26 protein-coding genes and 2 pseudogenes are annotated in these 23,773 nt (G+C 71.7%); 9 read left to right on the top strand and 19 right to left on the bottom strand.

The features are described from left to right. Positions 1 to 4: 4 nt before the first annotated feature. The 5 genes from OHT74_RS33210 to OHT74_RS33195 form a co-directional block, all read right to left on the bottom strand. Complete coding sequence (locus OHT74_RS33210; RefSeq protein ID WP_266669666.1) at positions 5 to 967, bottom strand: electron transfer flavoprotein subunit alpha/FixB family protein; 963 nt, start codon at positions 965 to 967, stop codon at positions 5 to 7. Positions 968 to 1,059: 92 nt separating this feature from the next. Then, positions 1,060 to 1,845 (bottom strand): electron transfer flavoprotein subunit beta/FixA family protein, encoded by a 786-nt coding sequence (locus OHT74_RS33205; RefSeq protein ID WP_266669664.1) that lies wholly within the window; start codon positions 1,843 to 1,845, stop codon positions 1,060 to 1,062. Between the two features lie 203 nt (positions 1,846 to 2,048). After that, positions 2,049 to 2,582 carry a flavin reductase family protein gene (locus tag OHT74_RS33200; RefSeq protein WP_328622227.1) on the bottom strand — a complete coding sequence of 178 codons (534 nt, stop codon included), beginning with the start codon at positions 2,580 to 2,582 and terminating at the stop codon, positions 2,049 to 2,051. A gap of 71 nt (positions 2,583 to 2,653) precedes the next feature. After that, positions 2,654 to 2,734: a putative leader peptide gene (locus OHT74_RS42200; protein WP_353962368.1), complete on the bottom strand. Its 81-nt coding sequence runs from the start codon at positions 2,732 to 2,734 to the stop codon at positions 2,654 to 2,656. Between the two features lie 98 nt (positions 2,735 to 2,832). Beyond that, positions 2,833 to 3,165 carry a thioredoxin family protein gene (locus OHT74_RS33195; protein ID WP_443047606.1) on the bottom strand — a complete coding sequence of 111 codons (333 nt, stop codon included), beginning with the start codon at positions 3,163 to 3,165 and terminating at the stop codon, positions 2,833 to 2,835. A gap of 208 nt (positions 3,166 to 3,373) precedes the next feature. On the opposite strand from OHT74_RS33195, the gene OHT74_RS33190 reads away from it, so the two are divergent. Further along, positions 3,374 to 4,096 carry a lysophospholipid acyltransferase family protein gene (locus tag OHT74_RS33190; RefSeq protein WP_267001163.1) on the top strand — a complete coding sequence of 241 codons (723 nt, stop codon included), beginning with the start codon at positions 3,374 to 3,376 and terminating at the stop codon, positions 4,094 to 4,096. Positions 4,097 to 4,184: 88 nt separating this feature from the next. Here the strand turns inward: OHT74_RS33190 and OHT74_RS33185 are convergent, their stop codons facing one another. Together OHT74_RS33185 and OHT74_RS33180 are read right to left on the bottom strand one after the other, a co-directional pair. Then, positions 4,185 to 5,396: an alginate lyase family protein gene (locus OHT74_RS33185; protein WP_328622225.1), complete on the bottom strand. Its 1,212-nt coding sequence runs from the start codon at positions 5,394 to 5,396 to the stop codon at positions 4,185 to 4,187. A 125-nt stretch (positions 5,397 to 5,521) separates the two neighbouring features. Next, positions 5,522 to 6,094, bottom strand: coding sequence for a CGNR zinc finger domain-containing protein (locus OHT74_RS33180; protein WP_328622224.1), 573 nt, complete (start codon positions 6,092 to 6,094; stop codon positions 5,522 to 5,524). Positions 6,095 to 6,176: 82 nt separating this feature from the next. Here OHT74_RS33180 and OHT74_RS33175 point away from each other — a divergent pair, with 82 nt between their 5' ends. After that, the gene (locus tag OHT74_RS33175) at positions 6,177 to 7,466 is read left to right on the top strand and encodes an MFS transporter (RefSeq protein WP_328622223.1); all 1,290 of its coding nucleotides are present in this window, start codon (positions 6,177 to 6,179) and stop codon (positions 7,464 to 7,466) included. Here the strand turns inward: OHT74_RS33175 and OHT74_RS33170 are convergent. The 5 genes from OHT74_RS33170 to OHT74_RS33150 all read right to left on the bottom strand — a co-directional run bounded on the left by OHT74_RS33170 (position 7,402) and on the right by OHT74_RS33150 (position 12,728). Then, entirely contained in the window at positions 7,402 to 8,001 is a 600-nt protein-coding gene (locus OHT74_RS33170; protein ID WP_266669651.1) for a transglutaminase-like domain-containing protein, read from the bottom strand. The genes OHT74_RS33175 and OHT74_RS33170 overlap by 65 nt on opposite strands. Before the next feature lie 90 nt (positions 8,002 to 8,091). Next, positions 8,092 to 9,153 carry a threonine aldolase family protein gene (locus OHT74_RS33165; RefSeq protein WP_266631753.1) on the bottom strand — a complete coding sequence of 354 codons (1,062 nt, stop codon included), beginning with the start codon at positions 9,151 to 9,153 and terminating at the stop codon, positions 8,092 to 8,094. Next, positions 9,150 to 9,914 (bottom strand): SDR family NAD(P)-dependent oxidoreductase, encoded by a 765-nt coding sequence (locus tag OHT74_RS33160; RefSeq protein WP_328622222.1) that lies wholly within the window; start codon positions 9,912 to 9,914, stop codon positions 9,150 to 9,152. The genes OHT74_RS33165 and OHT74_RS33160 overlap by 4 nt, the downstream gene beginning before the upstream one ends. 26 nt (positions 9,915 to 9,940) lie before the next feature. Then, entirely contained in the window at positions 9,941 to 11,347 is a 1,407-nt protein-coding gene (locus tag OHT74_RS33155; protein WP_267001155.1) for a DUF6421 family protein, read from the bottom strand. A 259-nt stretch (positions 11,348 to 11,606) separates the two neighbouring features. After that, positions 11,607 to 12,728, bottom strand: coding sequence for an LLM class flavin-dependent oxidoreductase (locus OHT74_RS33150; RefSeq protein WP_328622221.1), 1,122 nt, complete (start codon positions 12,726 to 12,728; stop codon positions 11,607 to 11,609). A gap of 49 nt (positions 12,729 to 12,777) precedes the next feature. Between OHT74_RS33150 and OHT74_RS33145 the strand changes: the two genes are divergently transcribed. Further along, positions 12,778 to 13,425 (top strand): PadR family transcriptional regulator, encoded by a 648-nt coding sequence (locus tag OHT74_RS33145; protein WP_328622220.1) that lies wholly within the window; start codon positions 12,778 to 12,780, stop codon positions 13,423 to 13,425. 188 nt (positions 13,426 to 13,613) lie between these two features. After that, a complete protein-coding gene (locus OHT74_RS33140) occupies positions 13,614 to 14,306 on the top strand; it encodes a glycerophosphodiester phosphodiesterase (RefSeq protein ID WP_328622219.1) in 693 nt (230 codons plus the stop codon). Positions 14,307 to 14,334: 28 nt separating this feature from the next. On the opposite strand, the gene OHT74_RS33135 is transcribed toward OHT74_RS33140, so the two are convergent. Beyond that, positions 14,335 to 14,874: a GNAT family N-acetyltransferase gene (locus tag OHT74_RS33135; protein WP_328622218.1), complete on the bottom strand. Its 540-nt coding sequence runs from the start codon at positions 14,872 to 14,874 to the stop codon at positions 14,335 to 14,337. A 145-nt stretch (positions 14,875 to 15,019) separates the two neighbouring features. Here OHT74_RS33135 and OHT74_RS33130 point away from each other — a divergent pair, with 145 nt between their 5' ends. The 3 genes from OHT74_RS33130 to OHT74_RS33120 all read left to right on the top strand — a co-directional run bounded on the left by OHT74_RS33130 (position 15,020) and on the right by OHT74_RS33120 (position 17,384). After that, a complete protein-coding gene (locus OHT74_RS33130) occupies positions 15,020 to 15,547 on the top strand; it encodes a DUF5134 domain-containing protein (RefSeq protein ID WP_328622217.1) in 528 nt (175 codons plus the stop codon). A gap of 91 nt (positions 15,548 to 15,638) precedes the next feature. After that, complete coding sequence (locus tag OHT74_RS33125) at positions 15,639 to 16,577, top strand: M56 family metallopeptidase (protein ID WP_266669635.1); 939 nt, start codon at positions 15,639 to 15,641, stop codon at positions 16,575 to 16,577. Between the two features lie 177 nt (positions 16,578 to 16,754). Further along, complete coding sequence (locus OHT74_RS33120) at positions 16,755 to 17,384, top strand: TetR/AcrR family transcriptional regulator (protein WP_266669633.1); 630 nt, start codon at positions 16,755 to 16,757, stop codon at positions 17,382 to 17,384. Between the two features lie 12 nt (positions 17,385 to 17,396). Here the strand turns inward: OHT74_RS33120 and OHT74_RS33115 are convergent, their stop codons facing one another. Next, positions 17,397 to 18,902, bottom strand: a complete 1,506-nt coding sequence (locus OHT74_RS33115; protein ID WP_266669632.1) for an LVIVD repeat-containing protein — start codon at positions 18,900 to 18,902, stop codon at positions 17,397 to 17,399. Between the two features lie 78 nt (positions 18,903 to 18,980). On the opposite strand from OHT74_RS33115, the gene OHT74_RS33110 reads away from it, so the two are divergent. Beyond that, positions 18,981 to 19,634, top strand: a complete 654-nt coding sequence (locus tag OHT74_RS33110; protein WP_328622216.1) for a DUF305 domain-containing protein — start codon at positions 18,981 to 18,983, stop codon at positions 19,632 to 19,634. A gap of 52 nt (positions 19,635 to 19,686) precedes the next feature. Then, the gene (locus OHT74_RS33105) at positions 19,687 to 21,048 is read left to right on the top strand and encodes an FAD-dependent oxidoreductase (RefSeq protein WP_328622215.1); all 1,362 of its coding nucleotides are present in this window, start codon (positions 19,687 to 19,689) and stop codon (positions 21,046 to 21,048) included. Between the two features lie 20 nt (positions 21,049 to 21,068). Here OHT74_RS33105 and OHT74_RS33100 read toward each other — a convergent pair whose 3' ends face one another. From OHT74_RS33100 to OHT74_RS33080, 5 genes and pseudogenes are all read right to left on the bottom strand, one after another. Further along, on the bottom strand, positions 21,069 to 21,422 hold the full coding sequence (locus tag OHT74_RS33100) for an ArsR/SmtB family transcription factor (RefSeq protein ID WP_328622214.1): 354 nt from the start codon (positions 21,420 to 21,422) through the stop codon (positions 21,069 to 21,071). 88 nt (positions 21,423 to 21,510) lie between these two features. Beyond that, positions 21,511 to 22,284, bottom strand: a pseudogene (locus OHT74_RS33095) (oxidoreductase); the annotation flags it as partial. Positions 22,285 to 22,454: 170 nt separating this feature from the next. Beyond that, a complete protein-coding gene (locus OHT74_RS33090; protein WP_328622213.1) occupies positions 22,455 to 22,742 on the bottom strand; it encodes a hypothetical protein in 288 nt (95 codons plus the stop codon). 105 nt (positions 22,743 to 22,847) lie between these two features. After that, positions 22,848 to 23,150, bottom strand: coding sequence for a hypothetical protein (locus OHT74_RS33085; protein WP_328622212.1), 303 nt, complete (start codon positions 23,148 to 23,150; stop codon positions 22,848 to 22,850). 182 nt (positions 23,151 to 23,332) lie between these two features. After that, positions 23,333 to 23,710 (bottom strand): annotated as a pseudogene (locus tag OHT74_RS33080) (oxidoreductase); the annotation flags it as partial. Positions 23,711 to 23,773 lie beyond the last annotated feature (63 nt).

Genomic DNA, 23,773 nt, shown 5'->3' with positions numbered 1-23,773 from the left:
CAGGTCAGCCCTTGCGCGCCTTGATCTCCTCGGTCAGCTGCGGGACGACCGCGAAGAGGTCGCCGACCACGCCGTAGTCGACCAGGTCGAAGATCGGGGCCTCGGAGTCCTTGTTGATGGCCACGATGGTCTTCGAGGTCTGCATGCCGGCCCGGTGCTGGATCGCGCCCGAGATACCGGAGGCGATGTACAGCTGCGGGGAGACCGACTTGCCGGTCTGGCCGACCTGGTTGGAGTGCGGGTACCAGCCGGCGTCGACGGCGGCGCGCGAGGCGCCGACCGCGGCACCGAGGGAGTCCGCGAGCTCCTCGATGATGTGGAAGTTCTCGGCACCGTTGACGCCGCGGCCGCCGGAGACCACGATCGCGGCCTCGGTCAGCTCGGGGCGGCCGGTCGACTCGCGCGGGGTGCGGGCGACGACCTTGGTACCGGTGGCCAGGGCGCCGAAGGTGACGGCGAGGGCCTCGACGGCGCCGGCGGCCGGGGCGGCCTCGACCGGAGCCGAGTTCGGCTTGACGGTGATGACCGGGGTGCCCTTGGAGACACGGGACTTGGTGGTGAAGGACGCGGCGAACGCGGACTGCGTCGCGACCGGACCCTCGTCACCGGCCTCCAGATCGACGGCGTCGGTGATGATGCCGGAGCCGATGCGGACGGCCAGGCGCGCGGCGATCTCCTTGCCCTCGGCGGAGGACGGGACGAGCACGGCTGCCGGGGAGACGGCCTCGTACGCGGCCTGGAGCGCGTCCACCTTCGGTACGACGAGGTAGTCGGCGAACTCGGGGGCGTCGGCGGTGAGGACCTTGACGGCACCGTGCTCGGCGAGCACGGCGGCGGTGTCGGCGGCACCGGCGCCGAGGGCGACGGCGACGGGCTCGCCGATGCGGCGGGCCAGCGTCAGCAGCTCGAGGGTGGGCTTGCGGACGGCGCCGTCCACGTGGTCGACGTAGACGAGAACTTCAGCCATGGGACTGCTCTCCTGCTATTGCGAAGTGTCTGGGGGCTAATGAGGGGGTGGCCGAAGGTCTTGGATGGACTTCTGGCCGGCCAGGCTGCCTCTTAGATGAATTTCTGCTCCGCAAGGAAGGCGGCCAGCTGCTTGCCGCCCTCGCCCTCGTCCTTGACGATCGTGCCGGCGGTGCGGGCCGGGCGCTGCGCCGCGGAGTCGACCGCGGTCCAGGAGCCCTCGAGACCGACCTCGTCGGCCTCGATCTCGAGCTCCTCGAGGTCCCAGGACTCCACCGGCTTCTTCTTGGCGGCCATGATGCCCTTGAAGGAGGGGTAGCGGGCCTCGCCCGACTGGTCCGTCACGGAGACGAGCGCCGGGAGGGAGGCCTCCAGCTGCTCGCTCGCGGAGTCGCCGTCGCGGCGGCCGGTCACGGTGCCGTCCTCGACCTTGACCTCGGAGAGCAGGGTGACCTGCGGGACGCCCAGGCGCTCGGCCAGGATCGCCGGGAGCACGGCCATGGTGCCGTCGGTCGAGGCCATGCCGGTGATGACCAGGTCGTAGCCGGCCTTCTCGATCGCCTTGGCGAGCACCAGCGAGGTGCCCATGACGTCGGTGCCGTGCAGGTCGTCGTCCTCGACGTGGATGGCCTTGTCGGCACCCATGGACAGCGCCTTGCGCAGCGCGTCCTTGGCGTCCTCGGGGCCCACCGTCAGGACGGTGATCTCGGCGTCGTCGGCCTCTTCGGCGATCTGCAGCGCCTGCTCGACGGCGTACTCGTCGAGCTCCGACAGCAGACCGTCGACGTCGTCGCGGTCGACCGTCAGGTCATCGGCGAAGTGCCGGTCGCCGGTGGCGTCGGGCACGTACTTCACACAGACAACGATCCTCAGGCTCACGCCGGCTCTCCTACCGCATCGTCTTTTTTCTGATACCGCCTTGTGCAGGCAGCATAGGCGCCTTGTCGGGCGGATCCCGGTCGGGGCGGCCCGCGCTCCGAAGGGAATGTTACTCGTCAGTACACCGTGGGTCCCGCACGGTTGCAAGGCCGGTGAACTGTGATCTGTCCAACGCCGCCCAGACCCGCCCCAGCAGGGACGATTCAGTCGCGCAACGCGTTGAAGCGACCCTGGTGGTACAGCAGGGGGCGGCCCTCGCCCGCCGGGTCCCCGGCCACCGCCTCCGCGATGATCACCCGGTGCGCCCCGGCCGGCACCCGCGCCACGACGCGGCACACCAGCCACGCCAGAACGCCGTCCAGCAGCGGAACCTCGTGCGGACCCGGGGCCCAGCCCGTGGCCGGCCCGAACCGGTCGGCACCGCTGCGGGCGAACAGACCCGCCAGCTCCGTCTGGTGCTCGCCGAGTATGTGGACGCCGAGGTGCTCGGAGTCGCGTATCGCGGGCCAGCTGGACGCCCCGGTGGCGATCGTGAAGGACAGCAGCGGCGGATCGGCCGAGACCGAGTTGAGCGAGGTCGCGGTGAACCCGACCGGCCGGCCGCCGTCGGCGGCGGTGATCACGGCCACTCCGGCGGCATGCCGGCGGAAGACGGAACGGAGGAGGTCGGGCGAGCCCGGCTGGGCGGTGCCGAATCGTGCGGACTGGGCCGTCGGGATTGCCGGCGGGGCTGTCATCGAGGAGCTTCCTTCTGCCGCACAGGCGGCGGGCACGGGCGCGGTCGGATCGGGTCGGAGGCCGGGGTCGTTCAGTGGCTCCGACAACGCGCGCTCGCGTAGCGGACGAGGTCCACGTGGACCCGCCCGTAAAGCAGGAGTTCATACCGCATGCGGCCAGCCTGGCGATCTCTCGTGTACACAGTCAAGCCGCACGGGGCAGATGCGAGGCGCGTCACGCTGCGTGCGGGCGTGCGTACCGGCGCGCCGGTCATAGCGCGGCACCCAGCGCGGCGATCACATCCGCCTTGCGGGGCATTCCCGCCGCGCGCCGCACGATCCGGCCCGCGGAGTCCAGGACGAGCACGGTCGGCGTCTTCTCGATGCCCAGGGCGCGCACCAGTTCGAGGTGGGCTTCGGCATCGATCTCGATGTGCGCGACGCCCTCGACCAGCTCCGCCACCTCGGCGAGGATCCGCCGCGTGGCCCGGCAGGGCTGACAGAACGCGCTGGAGAACTGCACCAGGCTGGCCCGCTCCCCGGGCTTCGCACCCAGTTCCGCCGCACCCAGACGCCCGACATCCGCCGTCACCGCGGACCTCATTCCTGCATCATTGAATGTGTTCGTACGGTGATCCGAGCGCCCCGGACACGCGCCGCATTCCCGGCGTGACGAGAATCTCCTCGGGCACACACGTCTGGGCTGGCCAGCAGCGCGCGTATGGGGCACGATCCCCAAGGGCCGCGTACCTACGCAGCCGTAACTTCCGGCCGGGAGCACCTCCCCAGGCAGAAAGCGGGGTCTCCCCCTCATGGCTGAGCTCGTCTACCCTCCGGTGATCGGCGCCGCCCACACCCTGTTCAGGGCGCTGGACATCCGCATCGACATGAAGGGCACGGAGAACATCCCGCGCAAGGGCGGAGCGGTTCTCGTGTCGAATCACATCGGCTACCTCGACTTCATCTTCGCCGGCCTGACCGCGCGGCCGCAGAAGCGTCTGGTCCGCTTCATGGCGAAGGAGTCGGTTTTCCGCCACAAGGTGTCCGGCCCGCTGATGCGCGCGATGAAGCACATCCCGGTGGACCGCAAGCAGGGCGAGACGGCCTACCAGCACGCCCTCGACTCGCTGCGCGCCGGCGAGATCATCGGCGTGTTCCCGGAGGCGACGATCTCCCAGTCGTTCACGCTCAAGAGCTTCAAGTCGGGTGCCGCGCGCATGGCCCAGGATGCCGGCGTCCCGCTGATCCCGGTGGCGCTGTGGGGCACCCAGCGGCTGTGGACCAAGGGCCGTCCGAAGAACCTCAAGCGCAGCCACATTCCGGTGACGATGCGCGTGGGCGAGCCCATCGAGGCGCCGAGCGACCAGTACGCCGGGGCGATCACCCGCCGCCTGCGCGAGCGGGTGCAGGAGCTGCTGGATGCGGCGCAGCGCGCCTACCCGGCCGCCCCCAAGGGTCCCGAGGACTCCTGGTGGCTGCCGGCGCACCTGGGCGGTACCGCGCCGACGGCCGCCCAGGTCAAGGAAGCGGGCTGATCCCGCACCACCGGGTCGGGTGATCCTGCGGCCCCGCTGTTCACGGCGGGGCCGCAGTACTGAGCCTGCCGAGTGGCGCGCCTGCCCGTCAGTTGGGGTTCTCGGCGTGGGTCAGGGTCTCCCATGCCTCGAAGTGGTTCTCGGTGCCCGCGGGGCGCCGCCCCTCGGTGAGCTTGCGGGTGTTCTCCATGCCGATGCCCAGCCGCGTGTGCAGGGCGTTGTAGCCGACCTCGGTCGCCGGGCCGATGCCCTTGGTCAGGCTCCCGCCGCACAGCCAGGAGGGCACCGGTGCGCCGAGCTCGTACGCGGCGTGGAAGCCGAGCGCGTGCCGGAAGCGGTCCTTCAACTCCGGGTAGAGGTCGCGGCCCTGGATCCGCGAGGTCTCCGCGACGTGCATGGTCGCGGCGATCGCCATGCCGGTGTGGCCGAAGTCCCGGCAGGTCTCCTGGGCGAGGCCGTCCACGAACGTGTTCTGGCCGTGCCAGTAGTCGATCAGCTCGCTCTTGGTGTCGATGCTAGAGCGCGGCGGGTACTTCGGCTGCGGGCCGTCGGAGGCCAGGTAGAAGTACGCGGGGACCCGGCCGAGGTAGATGGCCATGGCCTTGTCGTAGCTCGTGCGGTCGTCGAGATGGACGGAGATGCCGACTGCGGCGTCCATCATGATCAGTTCCCAGTTGCCGTTGCTGTTCGGCTTGCCGTTGATGACCTCGGGCAGGTAGACGTCGCGCAGCATGGTCGCGAACCGCCCCTGGTTCGGCCAGCCGCCGGTGTACGTGTGCTTGATGATCTCGGCGGCGCGCGGCCAGGTGGATCCCGCCCAGCCGCTCTGCAGCGGGGCGTTGCTGTTGGTGTGGTCCTTGATCTTCGCGGACCAGGCGTCCATCAGCTCGATCGACTTCTTCGCGTACTTCGCGTCGCGGGTGATGTACCAGGCGAGTGCGTCGCTGTACGCCGCGATGGCGTCCTCGCGCTCGTCGGAACAGCCGATGTCCGGGTTCGAGTACGAGCCGCACTCGACGACCGCGCGCGGCTTGGGCGTGCGCGACAGGGAGCCGTACTCACTGGCGAGCATCGCGTCGAACGCGCCCTTCCACGGCTGCTGTCCGGCCTGCACCTTGGTGCGTACGAAATCCAGCTGGGCGCGGCTGTTCAGGACTCCGGGGTGGGCGAACTGCGCGGGGGCGGCCGCGGCGGAGGGGGCCGGCCGTGGAGGGCCGGCGTGGGCGGTGGGGGCGAGGGTCAGGGCCGCGGTTAAGCCGAGTGCGAGGGCGGCCAGCCCCGCGGGGACTCCGTAACGCATGAAGCGCCTTCCGGTCGGAGGTGGGGGAACGGGGGATTCCTGCCGCCGAAAGTACCCATGGGCACGCCAAGTTGACAACGTTGTCCGACAGGAAACTTTCCTATTGCTTCCGCGGACCGGCCCGCCTACGCCCCCACCTGCCCGGACGCCTCGGCGCGCTTGCGTCTGCGGTGCGCGGCGACCCGCGCGCGCGTCGCGCAGGCGGTGGAGCAGTAGCGGCGGGCGCTGCCGGGCCCGGCGCCGAGGAAGAACCGCCCGCAGCCCTCGGCGGCGCAGGCACCCCACGCGATCCGCCCGTACTCGGTGAGCAGTTGGGAGAGCGCCAGGGCCCCGGACGCCAGGAACCACTCGCCCCAGCCGGCCTGCTCGCCCCGGTCCACGTGCAGGTGCCAGGGGTGGCCGTCGTGCCGGGTCAGCCGGGGCCGGGTGCCGTACTGCGCGAAGAGCGCGTTCAGGGCCTCCGCGGCGCGACCCTCGTCGGTCTCGGCGAGCACCGCCCCCATCCGCCGTGCGGCGGCGCGCAATTCGGCCGCGCCCGCCTCCGTGAGGGCCTCCTCGGTGAGGTCTCCGGGGTGCTCCCCGTGCCGCGCGAGGAGCACTGCCAGCTCGGCGCGCGGGAGTTCGGGGTCCACGCGGACCGCCTCGGAGAGATCGATCAGCCGCCGGCCGACCGAGAATCCCTGCGCGGAATCGGTCATCTCCGGATCCTTTCGCACTACACCCGTATGGCGTAACGTCTTGTGCCGCTATCACGTTACACAGCTCGAGGGGGCTCCGGGGATGCACGGGTTCGGACGGTACCTGGCCGCCGCGCTGGCCGCGCGGTTCGCCTCGGAGGGCATGAGCCTCGCGGTGGTCCTGCTGGCCCTCGAGCGCACCGGGAGCGCCGCGCACGGGGCCTTCGTCCTGACCGCCTGGCTGGCTCCGCACATCCTGGCGGCCCCGCTCGCCGGAGTGGCCGCTTCCCGGACCCGCCGGCCGAGGCTGTTCCACGTGGGCGCGCTGGCCGGGTTCACCTGCGCGGTGGCGGCCCTGTCCGTGCTGCTGGGCCGGGCCCCGGCGCCGCTCGTCCTCGCGGTGGCGCTGCTGGGCGGCAGTTGCGGGCCGATGGTGACGGGCGGGATGTCCAGCCTGGTCGCCGGTCTGGTCCCGGCGGGGGCCGGGCGCGACCGGGCGTACGCGTGGGACGCGTCCACCTACAACGCCGCCGCGGTCACCGCCCCGGCAGTGGTGGGCCTGGCCGCCGCACTGGGCTCGGCCGCACCCGCGATGGCGGCGCTCGCGCTGGCCGGCGCACTCGCCGCGGCACTGGCCGCGACCCTCCCGTACGGAACCCCGCAGCCGGCCCCGGTGACCAACCGCGGGGCCGCCGCGGGTACGAGCCCGGGCAAGGCCCGGACGGGTCCTCCCCCGGCCGGTCTGGGCGCCGGGCTGGCGGCCCTGTGGCGGATCCGGGAGCTGCGGGCGATCACCTCGGCCACGACGCTGGCCTTCGTCGGCATCGGCACGCTCACCACCACCTCGGTGCTGCTGGCCTCCCGGCTCGGCAGCCCGGGCGCCGGAGGCGTGCTGATGACGGCCTTCGCGGTGGGCGCGCTGGCGGGGTCCCTGACGCTGGGCCGGATCACGGCGTTGGAGCCGGGGCGGCTGGCGCGCTGGGCGATGGCGGGCACCGGGGCCGCCCTGGCGGTGGCCGCCTTCGCCCCGTCCGTCACCCTCGCGGCGGTGCTCTTCGCCGCCGCCGGGGTGTGCGACGGGCCGCTGCTGACGGCCACCCTCCGGATCCGCTCGGAGTACGCGCCCGACGCCGTACGGACCCAGGTGTTCACCCTCGGGGCGGGGCTCAAGCTGACCGCCGCATCGGTCGGCGCCGCCCTCGTGGGCTTCGCCGCGGCCGCGCCGCCACAGGCGCTGCTGGCCGGGATCTCCGTACTGATCCTGGCGGCGGCCCTGCTGCACGCACTGGTGGCGCGGCAGGCCCCGGCGCCGGCCGGCGGGGCGGCGGCTACAAAGCCGTCGGGAGATTCCGCCACAGCTCCGTCCGGTCGGCGGACTCCCGGAGGGCCTTGAGCGCGGCCGGGTGCGGGGTGGCGTACAGATCGGGGTAGTCGACCTCGCCGAGCTCGGGGCGTACGGGGAAGGCGAGTCGCTCGGCGTCCAGGGTGAACCGGGCGTCCACGCCGGGCTTGTTGCCGCGGGGGTCCTGGCGGGCCCAGTCCGCGGCGCCGGGCAGCCGGAGGGCGATCAGTCCGTGGACGACGGGGTTCGAGCCGTCGTCGTCGGCGAGCCTCTGGTAGCAGAGGCCGGCCGGGACGCCCTGGGCGCGCAACAGGGCGACCAGCGCATGGGACTTGGCGTAGCAGATGCCGTTGCGCGTGCCCAGCACGTCCGAGGCGCGCCAGGAGACGCGCAGGTCCCCGGAGTCGCCGGAGTGCGGGATGGTGTCGCGGACGAACTCGAAGGCGACCTTGGCGTATGAGTATGCGTCGCCGGTGGCGGTCCAGAGGGCGTCGGCGGTTTCCCGGACGAGCGGGTGGTCGTGGTCGATGACCTCGTCCGCCGCCAGATAGGCGTGACTGTCTGGGCTTTGCGGGATCAGCTGCATGGCCCGGAGCATAGGCATACCCCCGACCGAGGATCAATAGATTTACGGTCGGGGGTATATTTATTCAACTATCGAAGGGGGCTGACACCCTTAACGGGCGAGCTCCTCCTTGAGCGCCTGGAGGAAGCCGTCCACGTCCTCCTCCTGGGTGTCGAAGCCGCACATCCAGCGCACGTGCCCGGCAACCTCGTCCCAGAAGTAGAAGCGGTAACGCTTCTGCAGCCGCCGCGACACCTCGTGCGGCAGCTTCGCGAACACCGCGTTGGCCTGCACCGGGTAGAGGATCTCCACCCCGTCGGTCTCGCGCACGCCCGCAGCCAGCCGCTGCGCCATCGCATTGGCGTGCTGGGCGTTGCGCAGCCACAGGTCCTTGGCGAGCAGCGCTTCCAGCTGCACCGACACGAACCGCATCTTCGACGCGAGCTGCATCGACATCTTGCGGATGTGCTTCATCTGCCGGACCGCGTCCGGGTTGACGACCACCACGGCCTCGCCGAACATCATGCCGTTCTTGGTGCCGCCGTACGACAGCACGTCCACGCCCACCGTGTTGGTGAACGTGCGCATCGGCACGTCGAGCGAGGCCGCGGCGTTGGCTATCCGGGCCCCGTCGAGGTGGACCTTCATGCCGTGGCCGTGCGCGTGCTCGCAGATCGCCCGGATCTCGTCCGGCGTGTACACCGTGCCCAGCTCGGTGTTCTGGGTGATCGAGACGACCTGCGGCATCGCCCGGTGCTCGTCCTCCCAGCCCCACGCCTGCCGGTCGATGAGCTCAGGGGTGAGCTTGCCGTCCGGAGTCGGGACGGTGAGCAGCTTGAGCCCGGCCATCCGCTCCGGGGCGCCGCCCTCGTCGACGTTGATGTGCGCCGTCTCGGCGCAGATCACCGCACCCCAGCGGTCCGTCAGGGCCTGGAGGGCCGTGACGTTCGCGCCGGTGCCGTTGAAGACCGGGAAGGCCTCCGCGTACGGGCCGAAGTGGCTGCGGATGATCTTCTGCAGGTTCTCGGTGTACTCGTCCTCGCCGTAGGCGACCTGGTGGCCGCCGTTGGCCAGGGCAAGGGCCTCCAGGATCTCTGGATGGACCCCTGCGTAGTTGTCGCTCGCGAAACCGCGTACCGCCGGATCGTGGTGGCGGCGGGCATCGGTTTTCACGGTTGCGGAGTGAGCCACAGACGCTGTCCGTTCACATCGATGGCGGGCCGCTCCCACACGCCGGCGATGGCCTCGGCCAGCTCCTTGACGTCGGTGAAGCCCGCGAACTTCGCATTGGGGCGCTCGGCGCGCATGGCGTCGTGCACCAGTGCCTTGATCACCAGGATCGCAGCCGCGGCGCCCGGGCCCTCCTCGCCCCCCGCCTTGCGGAAGGAGTCGGCGAGGGAGAGCGTCCAGGCCTCGGCGGCCGCCTTGCCGGCGTTGTACGCGGCGTTGTTGGCGACCGGCTTGTGCGCGCCGGACTGGCTGACGAGGACGAAGCGGCCGCGGTCACTGCGCAGCAGCGCGTCGTGGAAGGCGAGCGACGTGTGCTGGACGGTGCGGATCAGGAGCTTCTCCAGGAAGTCCCAGTCCGCGAGGTCCGTGTCGGTGAAGGTGGTGCTGCCGCGCCAGCCGCCCACGAGGTGGACGAGCCCGTCCACGCGGCCGAACTCCTTCTCGGTCCGCTCGGCCCAGGCCTTGGTGGCCTCCAGGTCGAGCAGGTCCACGGTGTCACCGGTGACGGTGGCGCCGCCGTGCGCGTAGCGGGCCGCGTCAACGGACTCCGCGAGACGCGTCGGGTCGGCGTCGGCCGCCACGACCACTGCACCGGCCTCGGCGAGGCGGAGCAGGGCGGCGTGGCCGGCGGGGCCGCCGGCCCCGGCCACCGCGACGACAGCCCCGTGGAGCTTGCCGTTCCCGGTCTTCCCAGCGCTGTTCATCTGTGCAGCCTCCTGTGGGCGAGTGCTCACGCGGCGACCCGCTCGGCCGAATCGGCATTCACTGCAGTGATGCCCTTCGTGGAGGCGATCACTCCCTTGAGCTTCTTGGCGAGCGCCTCATAGAACATGCTCAGCGGAAACTCGTCGGGAAGCACGTCGTCGACGAGCTTGCGCGGCGGCTGCGTCAGGTCGAGGGCGTCGGGGCCCTTGGCCCACTTGGAGCCCGGGTGCGGGGCGAGGTACGTGGAGACGAGCTCGTACGCCTTGAACCAGTGGACGAGCTTCGGGCGGTCGATGCCGGCCCGGTAGAGGTCCTCGATCTCGGCGCACAGCTGGTTGGTGACCTGCGGGGCACGCATCCAGTCGATCTTCAGCGTGTTGTCCGTCCAGCGCACGACGTCGTGCTTGTGGAGGTACGCGAAGAGCAGCTGGCCGCCGAGGCCGTCGTAGTTGCGGTTGCGGTCGCCCGACACCGGGAAGCGGAACATCCGGTCGAAGAGGACGGCGTACTGCACGTCACGGCCGTGTTCGTTGCCCTCGGACTCCAGCTTCACGGCCTCCTTGAAGGCGGTGAGGTCGCAGCGCAGCTCCTCCAGGCCGTACATCCAGAACGGCTGGCGCTGCTTGATCATGAAGGGGTCGAACGGCAGGTCGCCGTGGCTGTGGGTGCGGTCGTGGACCATGTCCCACAGGACGAAGGCCTTCTCGCAGCGCTCCTGGTCCTCGACCATGCGGGCGATGTCCTCGGGCAGCTCGATGCCGAGGATGTCGACGGCGGCCGCGGTGACCTTGCGGTACCGGGCGGCCTCGCGGTCGCAGAAGATGCCGCCCCAGGTGAAGCGCTCGGGGGCCTCGCGGACGGCGATGGTCTCCGGGAAGAGCACGGCGGAGTGGGTGTCGTAGCCCGGGGTGAAGTCCTCGAAGGTGATGCCGAGGAACAGCGGGTTGTCGTACCGGGTGCGCTCCAGCTCGGAGAGCCACTCGGGCCACACCATCTTCAGGACGACGGCCTCGAAGTTGCGGTCGAGGTTGCCGTTCTGCGTGTACATGGGGAAGACGACCAGGTGCTGGAGCCCGTCGGCGCGCTCGGCGGCCGGGTGGAAGGCCAGCAGGGAGTCCAGGAAGTCCGGCACCTTGAAGCCGTCCGCGACCCACTTGCGGAGGTCGGAGACGAGCGCACGGTGGTACGCCGTGGCGTGCGGCAGCAGCGGCGACAGCGTCTCGACGGCACCGATCGCCCGCTCGACGGCGGCCTCGGCATCGACCGGGACGGGGGCGCCCGCGGCCTCGAAGTCGATGGAGCCGTCCTTGGACTGCCAGGGGCGGATCTCCTCCACGGCGGCCTTGAGCTCGGGCCACGCCGGGTGGTCCACCACCCGCGCACCGGCGGTTATCACCGCACCGCCAGAACCCGGCACAAGAATTTCCGTCATGTCACTTCCTCCACAGGAGAACCTCGCGTCAACACAGCGTATGTGTGCAGACCTCTCCCGCTCAAGAGGTTGCTCGGGAAATTGTCCTGCGAGACCCCTACCGACACCGTAATTCTTCCCGCCGTCCACCCTTCGAGCGACGGCTTCGCCCCTTTCGCGTACCGAGGTTCACGCCTGCCCGGCCCTGCGGGCAGCCCGCGCCCGCCCGGTGCGTGACGTCCGTCACCCACCGGGCGGGCGCATGCTCGGGCGGCGGCTCTCACACGTCGCGGAAGTGCGGGACGACCTTCTCGCCCCACTGCCGCAGGGTCTCCAGGCAGGCCTCCTGCGGCACGGTGCCCATCTGGATCAGGCACATGATCTCGTCCGCCCCCGCCTCCTTCAGCCGCTGGACGTACGCGATGGCGTCGTCGGCGCTCCCGTACGCGTGGTCGGCGCGGAACGTGGCCGTCGACGTGGGCCGCACCGGGATGTCCTGCTCGTTCAGCCGGGCCACCACCTGCTCGGCCGCCCTGTCCATCTCCGCCGCCTCGTCGGCGCCCGCGACCACGGCCTCGTCCGGGATGCCCGTCCCCCCGTACCAGTGGCCGATGGACTGGGCGAAGAACCGCTGGCCCCGGATGCCGATCCGGCGCGCCTCGGCCGGGTCGTCGAGCACGATGGTGGGGCAGAGCACCGAGAAGTGGTCGTTGACGGCGGTGGAGACGAAGCGGGCGCCGTCCCGGCCGGCGACCGCCCCGTCGTACACGGCCCGCATCCCGGCGATGGACTCCGGCCCGGCGAAGCCCATCACCAGGGCCCCGACGCCCAGTTCCGCGGCCTGCACAAGGGTCTCGGCGCGGCTGCACGCCAGGAAGAGCGGCGGATGCGGGGCCTGCTTCGGCCGCGGCAGGATCGGGTGCGGGGCGATGTCGATCAGCTCGCCGTGGTACTCCAGCTCCTCCTCCTGCCAGGCCTTGCCGATGATCCGCAGCGCCTCCTCGACCTCCTGGGTGGTCCGCTCCCTGTCGACCCCGCACAGGGAGGTCTCCTGTTCGGTGCCGCCGCGCCCGGCGCCCAGGTCGAGGCGGCCGCCCGAGAGCAGGTCGAGCATGGCGGCCCGCTCGGCGACCCGGACCGGGTGGTTGAAGTTGAACGGCATGCAGACGACCCCGTGGCCGATGCGTATGGTGTGCGTCCGGGCCGCGACCCAGGTCAGGAAGATTTCCGGGGCGGACATGTGTGCGTACCACTTCAGCGAGTGGTGCTCGACGGCCCAGATCCGGTCGAAACCCATGCGCTCGGCGAGCACGGCCTGCTCCACGCAGTCGTGGATGACCTGGTGCTCCCGCTCCACGGTCGGGTCGGCGAGCTGAGCTTCGAAGATCACGGAGAATTTCACGATGCCTCCAGGGTTGCGTCCCGTGCCCGGCCACACTTCAATTCGGAATATGACTAGTAGTCATACGTCGAAGAAGCAAGACCTTCCGCCGACCGCATGGGCGGTACTCGGGCTGCTGTCCTTCCCCGGGGAGCGCACCGGGTACGAGCTGAAGAAGTGGGCGGACTCCTCCCTGCGCTTCTTCTACTGGTCCCCGGCCATCAGCCAGATCTACGCCGAGCTGCGCCGGCTCGAGGAGCTGGGGTACACGGCCTCCGCGCGTTCGGGCCCCGAGGAGGCCCGGGCCAAGCGCCGCTACGCCATCACCGACGCCGGCCGCGAGGCCCTCGCCGGCTGGGCCTCGGACACCGCGGAGGCCGGTCCCCCGGTGCTCAAGCACGGGCTGCTGCTGCGGGTCTGGCTCGGCCACCTCGCCGAGCCCGAGCGGCTGCGCGCGATGGTCGGCGACCATCTGGAACGCACCCGGGGCGAACTGACCGCCGTACGGGAGGCGATGGAGCAGGCGGGCGAGGTGCCGGAGTGGGCCTTCCCGGCACTCGCGCTGCGCTGGAGCGAGCGGCAGCACCTGGCCGAGCTGGAGCTGGGCGAGGCCCTGCTGGCGGATCTTGCGGAGCTGTCCGGGACCAGGGCGGGGGCCCGGAGCGGAGCCGCGGACCCGGATCGTCAAGGCGGCGGGGACGCGCCCACGCCCGGGTGACACGGCAGGGCCGCCCCGGGGCCCGTGGCGGCGTACAGCCCTGGCGGGAACCGGCCGGCGGCCTCGTTCCGGGCGCTGCACGGGCGGTCTCATCGCATCCCCGGCGCACTAGCATGCGTCCTCACCGCGCGGCCGGTAGGGACACCGCGACCGCGCGGGGAGCCGCCGTCGACGGAAGCGAGAGAACCTTGACTTTCCTCACCATCGGTCACCGCGGGGTCATGGGTGTCGAACCTGAGAACACCCTGCGGTCGTTCGTCCGCGCGGAACGTTCCGGGATGGACGTCATCGCTCTGGACGTGCAGCTGAGCAAGGACGGCGTACTCGTCGTCCTGCACGACGCCGAGGTGGACCGGACCACCGACGGCGCCGGGGCCGTCGCCGATCTGACCCTGTCCGCACTGCGCGAGCTGGACGCCGGCCAGGGCGAGCACGTGCCGGCCTTCGAGGAGGTCCTGGACGCGGTCCGGACCCCGCTCCAGGTGTCGGTCCACGACGGGGCCGCCGCGGCCGCGCTGGCGGAGCTGGTCCTGCGCCGCGACCTGAGCGCACGGGTGGAGGTGGCCTCCCTCCACGACGAGGTGCTCGCGGAGACGGCCCGGCTGGTGCCCGGGGTACGCAGCTGCCTGTACGCGGACCGGCACCTCGCGCACCGCAGGACCATCGTGGACCGGGCGCTGGCCGTCGGCGCGAAGACGGTCGCCCTGAACATCCGCGAACTCACCCTGGACACAGTGGAGTCGGTCCACGCGGCCGGGCTGAAGGTGACCGGCTGGACCGTCAACACCCTGCAGCAGCTGCGGCTGGCCCGGGCTCTCGAACTGGACGGCGCGGCCACCGACTTCCCGGAGATCCGCAGTACGGGCCGGTTCCTGGCCTGACGGCCGCGCGCGGCCCCGGGCTCCCGCGCTACAGCGGCTTGACCAGCAGCTCGAAGGCCAGGTCGTCGCGCAGCGGGACGCCGAAGCGCTCGTCGCCGTACGGGAAGGGGCTCAGCTCGCCGGTGCGCCGGTAGCCGCGGCGCACGTAGTAGGCGATGAGCTCCTCCCGTACGTTCACCACCGTCATGCGCATCTCCTTGGCGCCCCAGGTCTCGCGGGCGCGGCGCTCCGCCTCGGCGAGGATCTCCTTGCCGAGGCCGCCGCCCTGCAGCCCCGGGCGGACCGCGAACATCCCGAAGTAGACGTGGTCGCCCCGGTGTTCGAGCTGGCAGCAGGCGACGAGCTCGCCCGAACGCTCGACGACGAGCAGGACGCCGTCGGTGGAGTCGATGATCGCGCGGACCCCTTCGGGGTCGGTCCGCTGCCCGTCCAGGACGTCCGCCTCGGTGGTCCAGCCGGCGCGGCTGGCGTCCCCGCGGTAGGCCGACTCGACGAGCGCCACCAGATCCGGGACGTCCGCTTCTAGGGCACTGCGGAAGTTCAGAGCGGTGGGGTGGGCGGTCGGCATCGGGGGCTCCGTTCAGCTCGGCGGCATATGACATGCCCGGTGCGGCAAGCAGAGCCTAACCCGGGGCGGCGTGCGGGCGTCCGGGCCGGGGCATCTCTTCCGGTGACGCCGACGAACCGGGGGTTGCGCCGTGCACGGTCCCGCGATGTCCCTTCCCGCCTCCCTCCCCGCCTGGCTGCTCGTGCTGCTGTGCGCGGTGAGCGGTGCGTACTGCCTGCGGCGGGTGCGCAGATCGGGCCGGGAGGCGCGCGGCGGGGCGGCGGGCGAGGCGCTGATGGGATTCGGGATGGCGGCGATGGCCGTGCCGTCGGGCATCGGGCTGTGGGGGCCCGGGATCCTGCTGGCCGTCTTCTGCGGGGCCGCGCTGCACGCCCTGTGGCTGCTGCGGGGCGGGGTGCACCACGCCCACCACCTGGTCGGTTCGCTGGCCATGGCGTACATGGCGCTGACGATGACCGCCGGCCACGGGCACGGCGGGGGCCTGCCGCTGGTCACCGGGGCGCTGCTGCTGTATTTCGCGGGGTACGTGCTGCTCGGCGGGGCGCGGCTGGTGACGGCGGGCGGAGGTGCGCAGCCGGTCCCGGGCGGGCCGCAGGCGCCGCCCACGGAGCTGACACGGGCGTGCCGACTCGCCATGGGGATGGGCATGTTGGCGATGCTGCTGAGCCTGTGACGCTCTCGGACGCGGCGGGCAAACGTGTCCTGCGTCACCAATGCCGAAAGCCCGTACCCGCAGGTAGCCCCGCGCTCATAGGCTGGCGGGCATGATGGTCCCCGCCGCACTCCTGTTGCTCGGCGCTCTGACCGCGGTGCTCGCCCCCCGTCTGCTGGCCCGGGCCGAATGGCCCGACCGTGAGCCCGTCGTCGCGCTGTGGGTGTGGCAGTGCGTGGTGGGCGCGGTGCTCCTGTGCTTCGCCCTGTCGATGGTGCTGAGCGCGGCCGCCGCCTGGCTGGCGGTCCGGGGCCGGCTCTTCGCGGCCGCGCCGCACGGGGTGGTCGACGCGTACGCGCTGGGCCCGACCGGTGGCCCGTGGGCCGTGGGCACCGCGCTGGCGCTGGCGGGCGGCGGGCTGTGGACCGGGGCCCGGCTGACCCGGGAGGTGCTGCGGGCCCGGGCCCGGCGGCGCGCGCGGGGCGCCGAGCTGCTCGTACGCGCGCCGCTGCTGCCCGGGGAGGACCCGGCCGGGGCGCGGCTCGTCGTACTGGAGGGAACGCGGCCCGACGCGTGGTGGCTGCCGGGTGCGGCCCCGCAGCTGGTGGTGACCACGGCCGCGCTCGGGCGGCTCAAGGGGAGCCAGCTGGACGCCGTACTGGCACACGAGCAGGGGCACGCGGAGGCCCGGCACGACTGGCTGCTGCACTGCTCGCGGGCGCTGGCGGGGGGATTCCCGCAGGTGCCGGTGTTCGCGGCGTTCGAGGCGGAGATGCACCGGCTCGTGGAACTGGCCGCCGACGACGTGGCCTCGCGGCGGTACGGGAGGCTGACGATCGCGCTCGCGCTGGTCGGGCTCAACGAGGACCGGGGGGTGTTCGGGCCCTACCCGAGTCCGCAGCCGCACGTCTCGGAGCGGGTGCGGCGGCTGCTGTCGGCGGCGCCCCGGCTGTCGGCGGGCCGCCGGCTGCGGCTGACGGCCCTGGCCGCGCTGGTCCCGGCTGTACCGCTGGTGGTGGCCCTGATGCCGGGCCTGAGCGCGCTCACCTGATCCGGCCGGTCCGGTCCCACCGGCCTGATCCCGCCCTCCCGGGTGCGGACAGGCCGAAACTCGTCGTTCCCTCGAGGTGTGGAAGTCCCTGCTCTGGGCGATCCCCCGCGTCGCCCAGAGCAGGCGACCCCGTGCGCTGAGTATATTGGCTGGGAGCCAGTCAACGCAGGAGTAAGCATGTCCCCGCGCAGCGCATCGGTCAATGAAGAATTGCGCAGACGTTCCCGGGAGCGGCTGCTCCAGGCCACGGTCGATCTCGTCGCCGAGCGCGGCTACGAGGCCACGACGCTCGGCGACATCGCCGATCGGGCGGGCACGGCCCGCGGCCTGGTCTCGTACTACTTCCCGGGCAAGCGGCAGCTGCTGCAGTCGGCGGTGCACCGGCTGATGCACCTCACGCTGGACGCGGCCCTGGAGCGCGAGCCGCGCAGCGACGACGGCCGCGAGCGGCTCGCCCGTGCCGTCGACGCGATCCTCGGGCTCGCCCGGGACCAGCCGCTGCTGATGCGGACCCACATGGCGGGCATCCTCCAGGCCGAGGGGTTCGTGCAGTGCCCGGAGCAGCAGCGGCTGGCGGAGCTGCTCCGGGACACGGTCACGCGCTACGGCTCGGCGGACGTGGACACCGACTACCCGCTGCTGCGGGCGCTGCTGATGGGCGCGGTGGTCGCGGTCCTGCTGCCGGGGGCGCCGATGCCGCTGGCGCGGCTGCGGGCGGAGCTGTTCCAGCGGTACGGGCTGGACTGGGAGCTCGGCGTCCCGCCGGACGGCGGACCGCCCGGCGGAACGTTTCCCTCAAAAGGCTGACACCGCCGGCCGTCAGTGGTAGACGGGCTGGCTCTGCACGTTGAGGCGGTCCATCCGCACCCACTTCGCGCCCTCGGTGCGCCAGTCGTCGATCCGCAGCACGTCGAGGCCCTTGGCGATGTCGTTCGAGTAGATGTGGCCGTTGTAGTAGTACGCCGACCAGGACCCGCCGAGGCCGAGCTGGTCGGTGGTGAGCGGGCCGCGCTCGAAGTAGCCGATCTCCTTGGGCCGGGCGGAGTCGGTGAAGTCCCAGACCGAGACGCCGCCCTGGTACCAGGCCTGGACCATGATGTCGCGGCCGCCGCCGACCGGGATCAGCGAGCCGTTGTGGGCCACGCAGTTCTCGGTGTCGGCCTGCAGGCGCGGGATCTTGAAGTAGCTGCGGAAGACGAGCTTGCGCTGGTCGCCGCGGCCGGTGATGTCGTAGATGCCGTCGGCGCCGCGGTTCGGGCCGGTGGCCTCGTTGCAGGTGGGGCCGCCACCGCCGCCCAGCTCATCGGTGAACACCACCTTGTCGGCTTTTTCGTTGAAGGTCGCCGAGTGCCAGAAAGCGAAGTTCACGTTGTCCTGCACCCGGTCGATGACCCGCGGCTGCTCGGGCTTGCTGATGTCGAAGAGGATGCCGTCGCCCATGCAGGCGCCGGCGGCCAGCTTCTTCGACGGCAGCACGGTGATGTCGTGGCAGCCGGTGGTCTTGGTGACACCGGGGTTGGCGGGCCCGCCCGGGTTGCCGCCGTCCGGGAAGAGGACGGGGAAGGCGACGACGGCGGCCTGCGTCGGGTTCTTCTTCGGGACCTTGATCACGGAGATGCCGTCGTGCGGAGGCTGGCAGTCCGGGAACGCTTCGTTCGGGGAGTAGGAGGCCACGTAGAGGTAGATGTCGCGCTCGCCCGGCACCAGCGTGTGGGTGTGGGAGCCGCAGTTGGTCTCGACGGACTTGATGTACTTCGGGTTCTTCTTGTCCTTGATGTCGAAGATCTTGATGCCCTCCCACGAGGACTTCTCCGTCGCGGGCTGCGAGACGCTGTTGCAGGAGTCGTCGCTGCGCGAGGAGTCGGTGGAGAGGAAGAGCAGGTCCCCCTGGACGGAGACGTCGTTCTGGCCGCCGGGGCACAGCACCTGGCTGACGGCCTTCGGGGCCTTGGGGTTGGCGATGTCGTAGATCGTGAAGCCGTTGTAGTTGCCGGCGTAGGCGTACTTGCCCTGGAATGCCAGGTCGGTGTTGATGACGCCCGGGTAGGTGCTCGGGATGTTGGCCAGGTGCCTGACGTTCGCGCTGTGCACGATCTCGTCCTGGCCGGGGATCTCGCCGGGGGCGAGTTCGCGGCCCGCGGCCGGGTCCGCACCCTGCGCGGACGAGGCGCTGCCTGCACTGCCTGCGCCGCCGGGCGATAAGTCCCCCGGATCGGGGGTGGCGGCCGCGGGACCGGCCGCGAACAGCGTGGCGAGCAGCCCGGCCGCGGCCACGGCCGCCCCCAGACTCCTGTGCCGCACTCTGGTGGTGTGCTTCGAGGTCACTGTGCCCTCCCATGGGAGTCCGATCGATTCCGCTCGTGGTGGGAACGGAACCAGGACCCCGGCAGTATGTTCCTTACCATGGACATGGCAAAGGGCTTACTCGGTCGAACCACCGGGGCGGTCGTGGCCGCGGGCCTCCTGCTCGCCCTGGCCGGCTGCCGGAGCGGCGACGGCCACGACGCGGCGGAGCACGACGGAGCGCAGGTCATCGCCCCCGGCAGACCGGGCGAGAAGGCCCACACCCTCTCCCCCGGGGAAGCTGCCAAGCGGCAGCCCGACGACAAACCCAACGCGGCGGACCGGGCCTACGTGCAGCACATGGTCGAACACCACCGCCAGGCGCTCACCATGAGCGCGCTGGCCCCGGAGCGAGCCTCGGCGGACGGGGTCAAGCGGCTGGCCGAGCGCATCTCGGCCGCCCAGCAGCCCGAGATCCGCGCCATGGAGAGCTGGTCGGCCCGCTACCCGGCCCCCTCCGGAGCTCCGGCCGGCCACGACCACGGCGCGATGCCGGGCATGGCGACCGAGCAGCAGCTGAAACAGCTCACCGAGGCGAAGGGCGCCGACTTCGACCGGCTCTTCCTCACCCTGATGACCGCCCACCACGAGGGCGCGGTGAAGATGGCGGGCGAGTCGCTGGCGGCCGGAAACAACGGGGCGGTGGAGGAAATGGCCAACGAGGTGGTGGCCACGCAGACCGCCGAGATCCACCGGATGCGCGCGATGGGCTGACGGCCGCCGGGCCCGGTGGCATGCTGGGAGCACCTGCGGGAGGAGCTCCGCCGTGCTTCGTGTCGCCGTCGTCGGTTCGGGCCCCAGCGGGGTCTACGCCGCTCAGACACTCGTACAGCAACGTGAGGTGCCGGGCATCCGCGTCGACGTACTGGACCGGCTGCCCGCGCCGTACGGGCTGGTGCGCTACGGGGTGGCCCCCGACCACGAGAAGATCAAATCGCTGCAGGGCAGCCTGCGCACCGTGCTGGAGGGCGAGCGGATCCGCTTCCTCGGCAACGTCGAGGTCGGCGGGCCGCAGCTGACCACCGAACGGCTGCTGGAGCTGTACCACGCGGTGGTGTACTGCGTGGGCGCCGCCCGCGACCGGATGCTCGGGATCCCCGGCGAGGAGCTGGCCGGGGTGCATTCCGCGACGGCCTTCGTCGCCTGGTACAGCGGGCACCCGGACGCCGAGGGCGAGGCCTTCGACCTGCCCGGGGTGGGCTCGGCGGTGGTCGTCGGGGCGGGCAACGTCGCGGTGGACGTGACGCGGATGCTGGCCCGGGGCGAGCCGGAGCTGGCCCCGACCGACATGCCGCAGCCGGCCCTCGGCGCACTCGCGGACAGCGGGGTGAAGTCGGTGTCGATGGTGGCCCGACGCGGGCCCTCGCAGGGCAAGTTCACCACCAAGGAGCTCCGGGAGCTGGGCACACTGCCCGGCGTGGCCGCGGTGGTGGACCCCGCCGAGCTCGCGCTCGACCCTGCGTACACGGACCAGGGCACGGCCGCCGCGCTGCCCGCGGTGGCCCGGCGCAACCTCGAGGCGCTGCGCGGCTGGGCCGAGCAGGACCCGGGCGACGCCCGGCGCCGGATCGCCCTGCGGTTCTACCTGCGCCCGGTGGAGGTGCTGGGCGGCCCCGACGGCCGGGTCGCCGGGATGCGTTTCGAGCGGACCGCCCCGGACGGGCGCGGCGGGGTCGCCGGGACGGGCGTGTACGAGGACATCGAGGCGCAGTTGGTGCTGCGCTCGGTGGGGTACCAGGGCGTTCCGCTGCCCGGCCTGCCGTTCGACCCCGCGAAGGCCACGGTCCCGCACGCCGCGGGCCGGGTGATGCGCGCGGGCCGGGCCTCGGTCGGCGAGTACGTGGCGGGCTGGATCAAGCGCGGCCCGACCGGGGTGATCGGCACCAACCGGCCCTGCGCCAAGGAGACGGCCTCCTCGCTGCTCCAGGACGCGGGGGCGCTGGCCCGGCGGGAGCTGCCGGGCGACCCGCTGGACGCGCTGCGGGCGGCGGGACTGCACCCGGTGCAGTGGCCGGGCTGGCTCGCGATCGAGGCGGCGGAGGCCGACCTCGGGCGCTCGCTGGGCCGCCACTCGGTGAAGATCCCGGACTGGACGGGCCTGCTGGGCGCGGCGGCCGCGGGCGCCTGAGCCGGGGCCGGGGCAGATGCCTAGGGGGTGTCCGCCCGGCGTGCCTCCTCCGCGGCGGCCGCGGTGAGCACGCTGTCGAGCAGCCCCGGGAACAGGCCCTCCAGCTCCGCACGGCGCAGGCCGTTCATCTTCGCCGTCCCGCGGTAGGCCTGGCGGATCACACCCGCCTCCCGCAGGACGCGGAAGTGGTGCGTGGTCGTCGACTTGGTGACCGGGAGGACGAAGTACGAGCACGCCAGCTCGTCCGGGGTGACCGCGAGGTCCCGCACGATCGACAGCCGCATCGGGTCCGACAGCGCGTGCAGCACCGCCTCGAGCCGGATCTCCGCAGGCTCGGGATGGGCGAGCGTACGGGTGGTGGCCGTATCCGTCACGTCTGCTGCTCCGTTCGCCCCCGCTCCGGTGTGTTGTACGAGAAACACCGTAGTACACCGACCGACCGCACCGCCCGGCCGAGTTGCCCTACCAGGCGCGGTGGTACGGCGTGGGCACCCGGACACCGGCGCCGAATTCGGCGGCCGCGCGGCGGGCCCCGTACGGGTCGCGCAGCAGCTCGCGGCCCAGCAGGACCGCGTCCGCCTGCCCGTCGGCCAGGATCTTCCCGGCCTGCTCCGGCTCGGTGATCAGCCCGACGGCGGCCACCGGGAGGCCGGTCCGGGCCCTGACCTCCGCCGCGAACGGCACCTGGTAGCCCGGGCCCACGGGGATGCTCGCCTTCGGGGCCATCCCGCCGGTGGACACGTCCAGCAGGTCCACCCCGTGCACCCGGAGCAGCCCGGCCAGCCGGACCGTGTCCTCGGGGGTCCAGCCGGACTCTTCCAGCCAGTCGGTGGCGGAGACCCGGAAGAACAGCGGCAGCTCCTCGGGCCACACCGCCCGTACGGCGTCGACGACTTCGAGGGCGAAGCGGGCCCGGTTCTCGAAGGAGCCGCCGTACGCGTCGGTGCGCCGGTTGCTCTCGCCGGAGAGGAACTGGCCGATGAGGTAGCCGTGGGCGCCGTGGATCTCGACGACCTCGTAGCCGGCGGCCAGCGCACGGCGCGCGGCGGCCGCGAACTGGCCGGTGATCTCGCGGATCTCGGCGGTCGTCAGCTCGTGCGGCACCGGGTCGCCCTCGGCGAACGGCGCCGGGCTCGGGGCGCTCGGCAGCCAGCCGTCGGCCTCGGGTCCGACGTAGCCGCCGCCCTCCCAGGGGCGGCCGGTCGAAGCCTTGCGTCCGGCATGCGCAAGATGAACCGAGTGTCAGGTGACACATTGGCTGCCTGACCAGGCCCGGAGCGCACGAATGCCCTCACCAGGGGTGGTGAGGGCATCACTCACGCTCGGCGGGACGGGCACGGACGGGAACGTGCAACCGCTCTGTCGCCCGTGCCACCGACTCAAGACGCGCGAGGATTTTGGGGCCGCTAGTGCTCCGGTCGAGTCCTGAAATCGTTGATCGCCTTGTTGACGATCTTGGCGATCCTGCCCTTGAAGTTGTTCACGGTGGACTTGATCAAGGGCTTAGCGATCACCTTGTACTGATCCGGGATCGGGAGTTCGGGCTTCCAGTTGACAGAGCCAATGGGGTCATCTTTCACGTCCGTGACGAACCCACTGCGTTCGGGCTGGTCGGCCGCATGCACTGTTCCGGTCATCGTCAGCGCGGCCCCCGCGAGGGCAACAGCGGCAAGTACACGCTTGGCGTTGTTCACACGCTGCCAACGATCTTGAGCCGTCCGGGTTACGCCCAGCTCACAAACACCGCCCCGGTACAGGCTCTGACACGTCCGTACCGGGGCGTGCGTGGCGTTGCGCAACTAGGGACGCGGCACAGCATCAAACACGACGGTCATGTCTGCGGTGTAGAGACCGTTCTGGGTGTCCAAAACGCGCGACGTCATAACCGGGAGCGGACCTGCCGTGTATGTCGCTACAGGAGTGCCGGACGGGTCCACGATCGTAAGTGCAGCTGGGGCGAACCTGCCGCCGCTGATGACGAGCTGGGGTACGCCGTCCACGTATCGCAGGCTCAGCGTGCCCACGTCTTCAGGCTTGACCTCCGAGGCCGGGACCGGGGTCACATCGATGATCTGGAGCGCTGGGGGTTGCTCGTCAGACATGGTGCTGCCTCCTCCTGGTCGGCCCATTGCCGACCGACCCCGATCCTTCCATGACGAGCCGTCACAACGTCATCACTATCGGTAGATCGGAGGTGCCCCCGTGCCTAGACCTTGCTCGGTAACCGGATGCCCCGAGCCGGCGGACGCTGCGTGAAGCTCTGCCCGTCAACGGGCTACGGAGGCGCCTGGGCGATCTGGATGCCGGGGACTGCGCCCTGGGCCTTGATGAACGAGGTGATCGGGCGCAGCGCCTCGACCTGGGTGTCGTTCCAGATGCCGAGGTCGTACGGGGAGATCCGGCCCTCCGGGGAGACGGCCGTGGCCTCCTGGAGGATCAGGCCTGCGCCGCCCACCGCGCGGGCGGCGTAGTGCGCGAAGTGCCATGCGTGGGCCACGCCCGCTTCCGGGCCGGAGGCCTCGGCGACGTGCTGGCACATCGGCGCCATCCACACCCGGTTCGGGACGGTGACCGAGCGCAGGGTGAGGGGTGCGAAGAGGGCGGCGAAGGCGGCGGGAACGCCGGCGGCAGGGGTCGCGGGGGCGAGCGGGGCAGCACTCATGAAGGACTCTCCGGATGTGGCCGGGCGCGCCGAAGACAGGCGGCTTGTACGAGAGTCACCGTA

This window comes from Streptomyces sp. NBC_00354, from assembly GCF_036106915.1.
Taxonomy (GTDB): Bacteria; Actinomycetota; Actinomycetes; order Streptomycetales; family Streptomycetaceae; genus Streptomyces.
The sequence above is the reverse complement of the archived record's forward strand: the minus strand, read 5'-3'. Positions and strand labels throughout refer to the sequence as shown.

Excerpts from the sequence above, each read along its gene's own strand:
- OHT74_RS33210 (WP_266669666.1), bottom strand. The coding sequence starts at position 967 with ATGGCTGAAGTTCTCGTCTACGTCGACCACGTGGACGGCGCCGTCCGC.
- OHT74_RS33200 (WP_328622227.1), bottom strand. The coding sequence starts at position 2,582 with ATGACAGCCCCGCCGGCAATCCCGACGGCCCAGTCCGCACGATTCGGC.
- OHT74_RS42200 (WP_353962368.1), bottom strand. The coding sequence starts at position 2,734 with ATGCGGTATGAACTCCTGCTTTACGGGCGGGTCCACGTGGACCTCGTC.
- OHT74_RS33195 (WP_443047606.1), bottom strand. The coding sequence starts at position 3,165 with ATGAGGTCCGCGGTGACGGCGGATGTCGGGCGTCTGGGTGCGGCGGAA.
- OHT74_RS33190 (WP_267001163.1), top strand. The coding sequence starts at position 3,374 with ATGGCTGAGCTCGTCTACCCTCCGGTGATCGGCGCCGCCCACACCCTG.
- OHT74_RS33185 (WP_328622225.1), bottom strand. The coding sequence starts at position 5,396 with ATGCGTTACGGAGTCCCCGCGGGGCTGGCCGCCCTCGCACTCGGCTTA.
- OHT74_RS33180 (WP_328622224.1), bottom strand. The coding sequence starts at position 6,094 with ATGACCGATTCCGCGCAGGGATTCTCGGTCGGCCGGCGGCTGATCGAT.
- OHT74_RS33175 (WP_328622223.1), top strand. The coding sequence starts at position 6,177 with ATGCACGGGTTCGGACGGTACCTGGCCGCCGCGCTGGCCGCGCGGTTC.
- OHT74_RS33170 (WP_266669651.1), bottom strand. The coding sequence starts at position 8,001 with ATGCAGCTGATCCCGCAAAGCCCAGACAGTCACGCCTATCTGGCGGCG.
- OHT74_RS33160 (WP_328622222.1), bottom strand. The coding sequence starts at position 9,914 with ATGAACAGCGCTGGGAAGACCGGGAACGGCAAGCTCCACGGGGCTGTC.
- OHT74_RS33155 (WP_267001155.1), bottom strand. The coding sequence starts at position 11,347 with ATGACGGAAATTCTTGTGCCGGGTTCTGGCGGTGCGGTGATAACCGCC.
- OHT74_RS33145 (WP_328622220.1), top strand. The coding sequence starts at position 12,778 with ATGACTAGTAGTCATACGTCGAAGAAGCAAGACCTTCCGCCGACCGCA.
- OHT74_RS33135 (WP_328622218.1), bottom strand. The coding sequence starts at position 14,874 with ATGCCGACCGCCCACCCCACCGCTCTGAACTTCCGCAGTGCCCTAGAA.
- OHT74_RS33130 (WP_328622217.1), top strand. The coding sequence starts at position 15,020 with ATGTCCCTTCCCGCCTCCCTCCCCGCCTGGCTGCTCGTGCTGCTGTGC.
- OHT74_RS33125 (WP_266669635.1), top strand. The coding sequence starts at position 15,639 with ATGATGGTCCCCGCCGCACTCCTGTTGCTCGGCGCTCTGACCGCGGTG.
- OHT74_RS33120 (WP_266669633.1), top strand. The coding sequence starts at position 16,755 with ATGTCCCCGCGCAGCGCATCGGTCAATGAAGAATTGCGCAGACGTTCC.
- OHT74_RS33110 (WP_328622216.1), top strand. The coding sequence starts at position 18,981 with ATGGACATGGCAAAGGGCTTACTCGGTCGAACCACCGGGGCGGTCGTG.
- OHT74_RS33085 (WP_328622212.1), bottom strand. The coding sequence starts at position 23,150 with ATGTCTGACGAGCAACCCCCAGCGCTCCAGATCATCGATGTGACCCCG.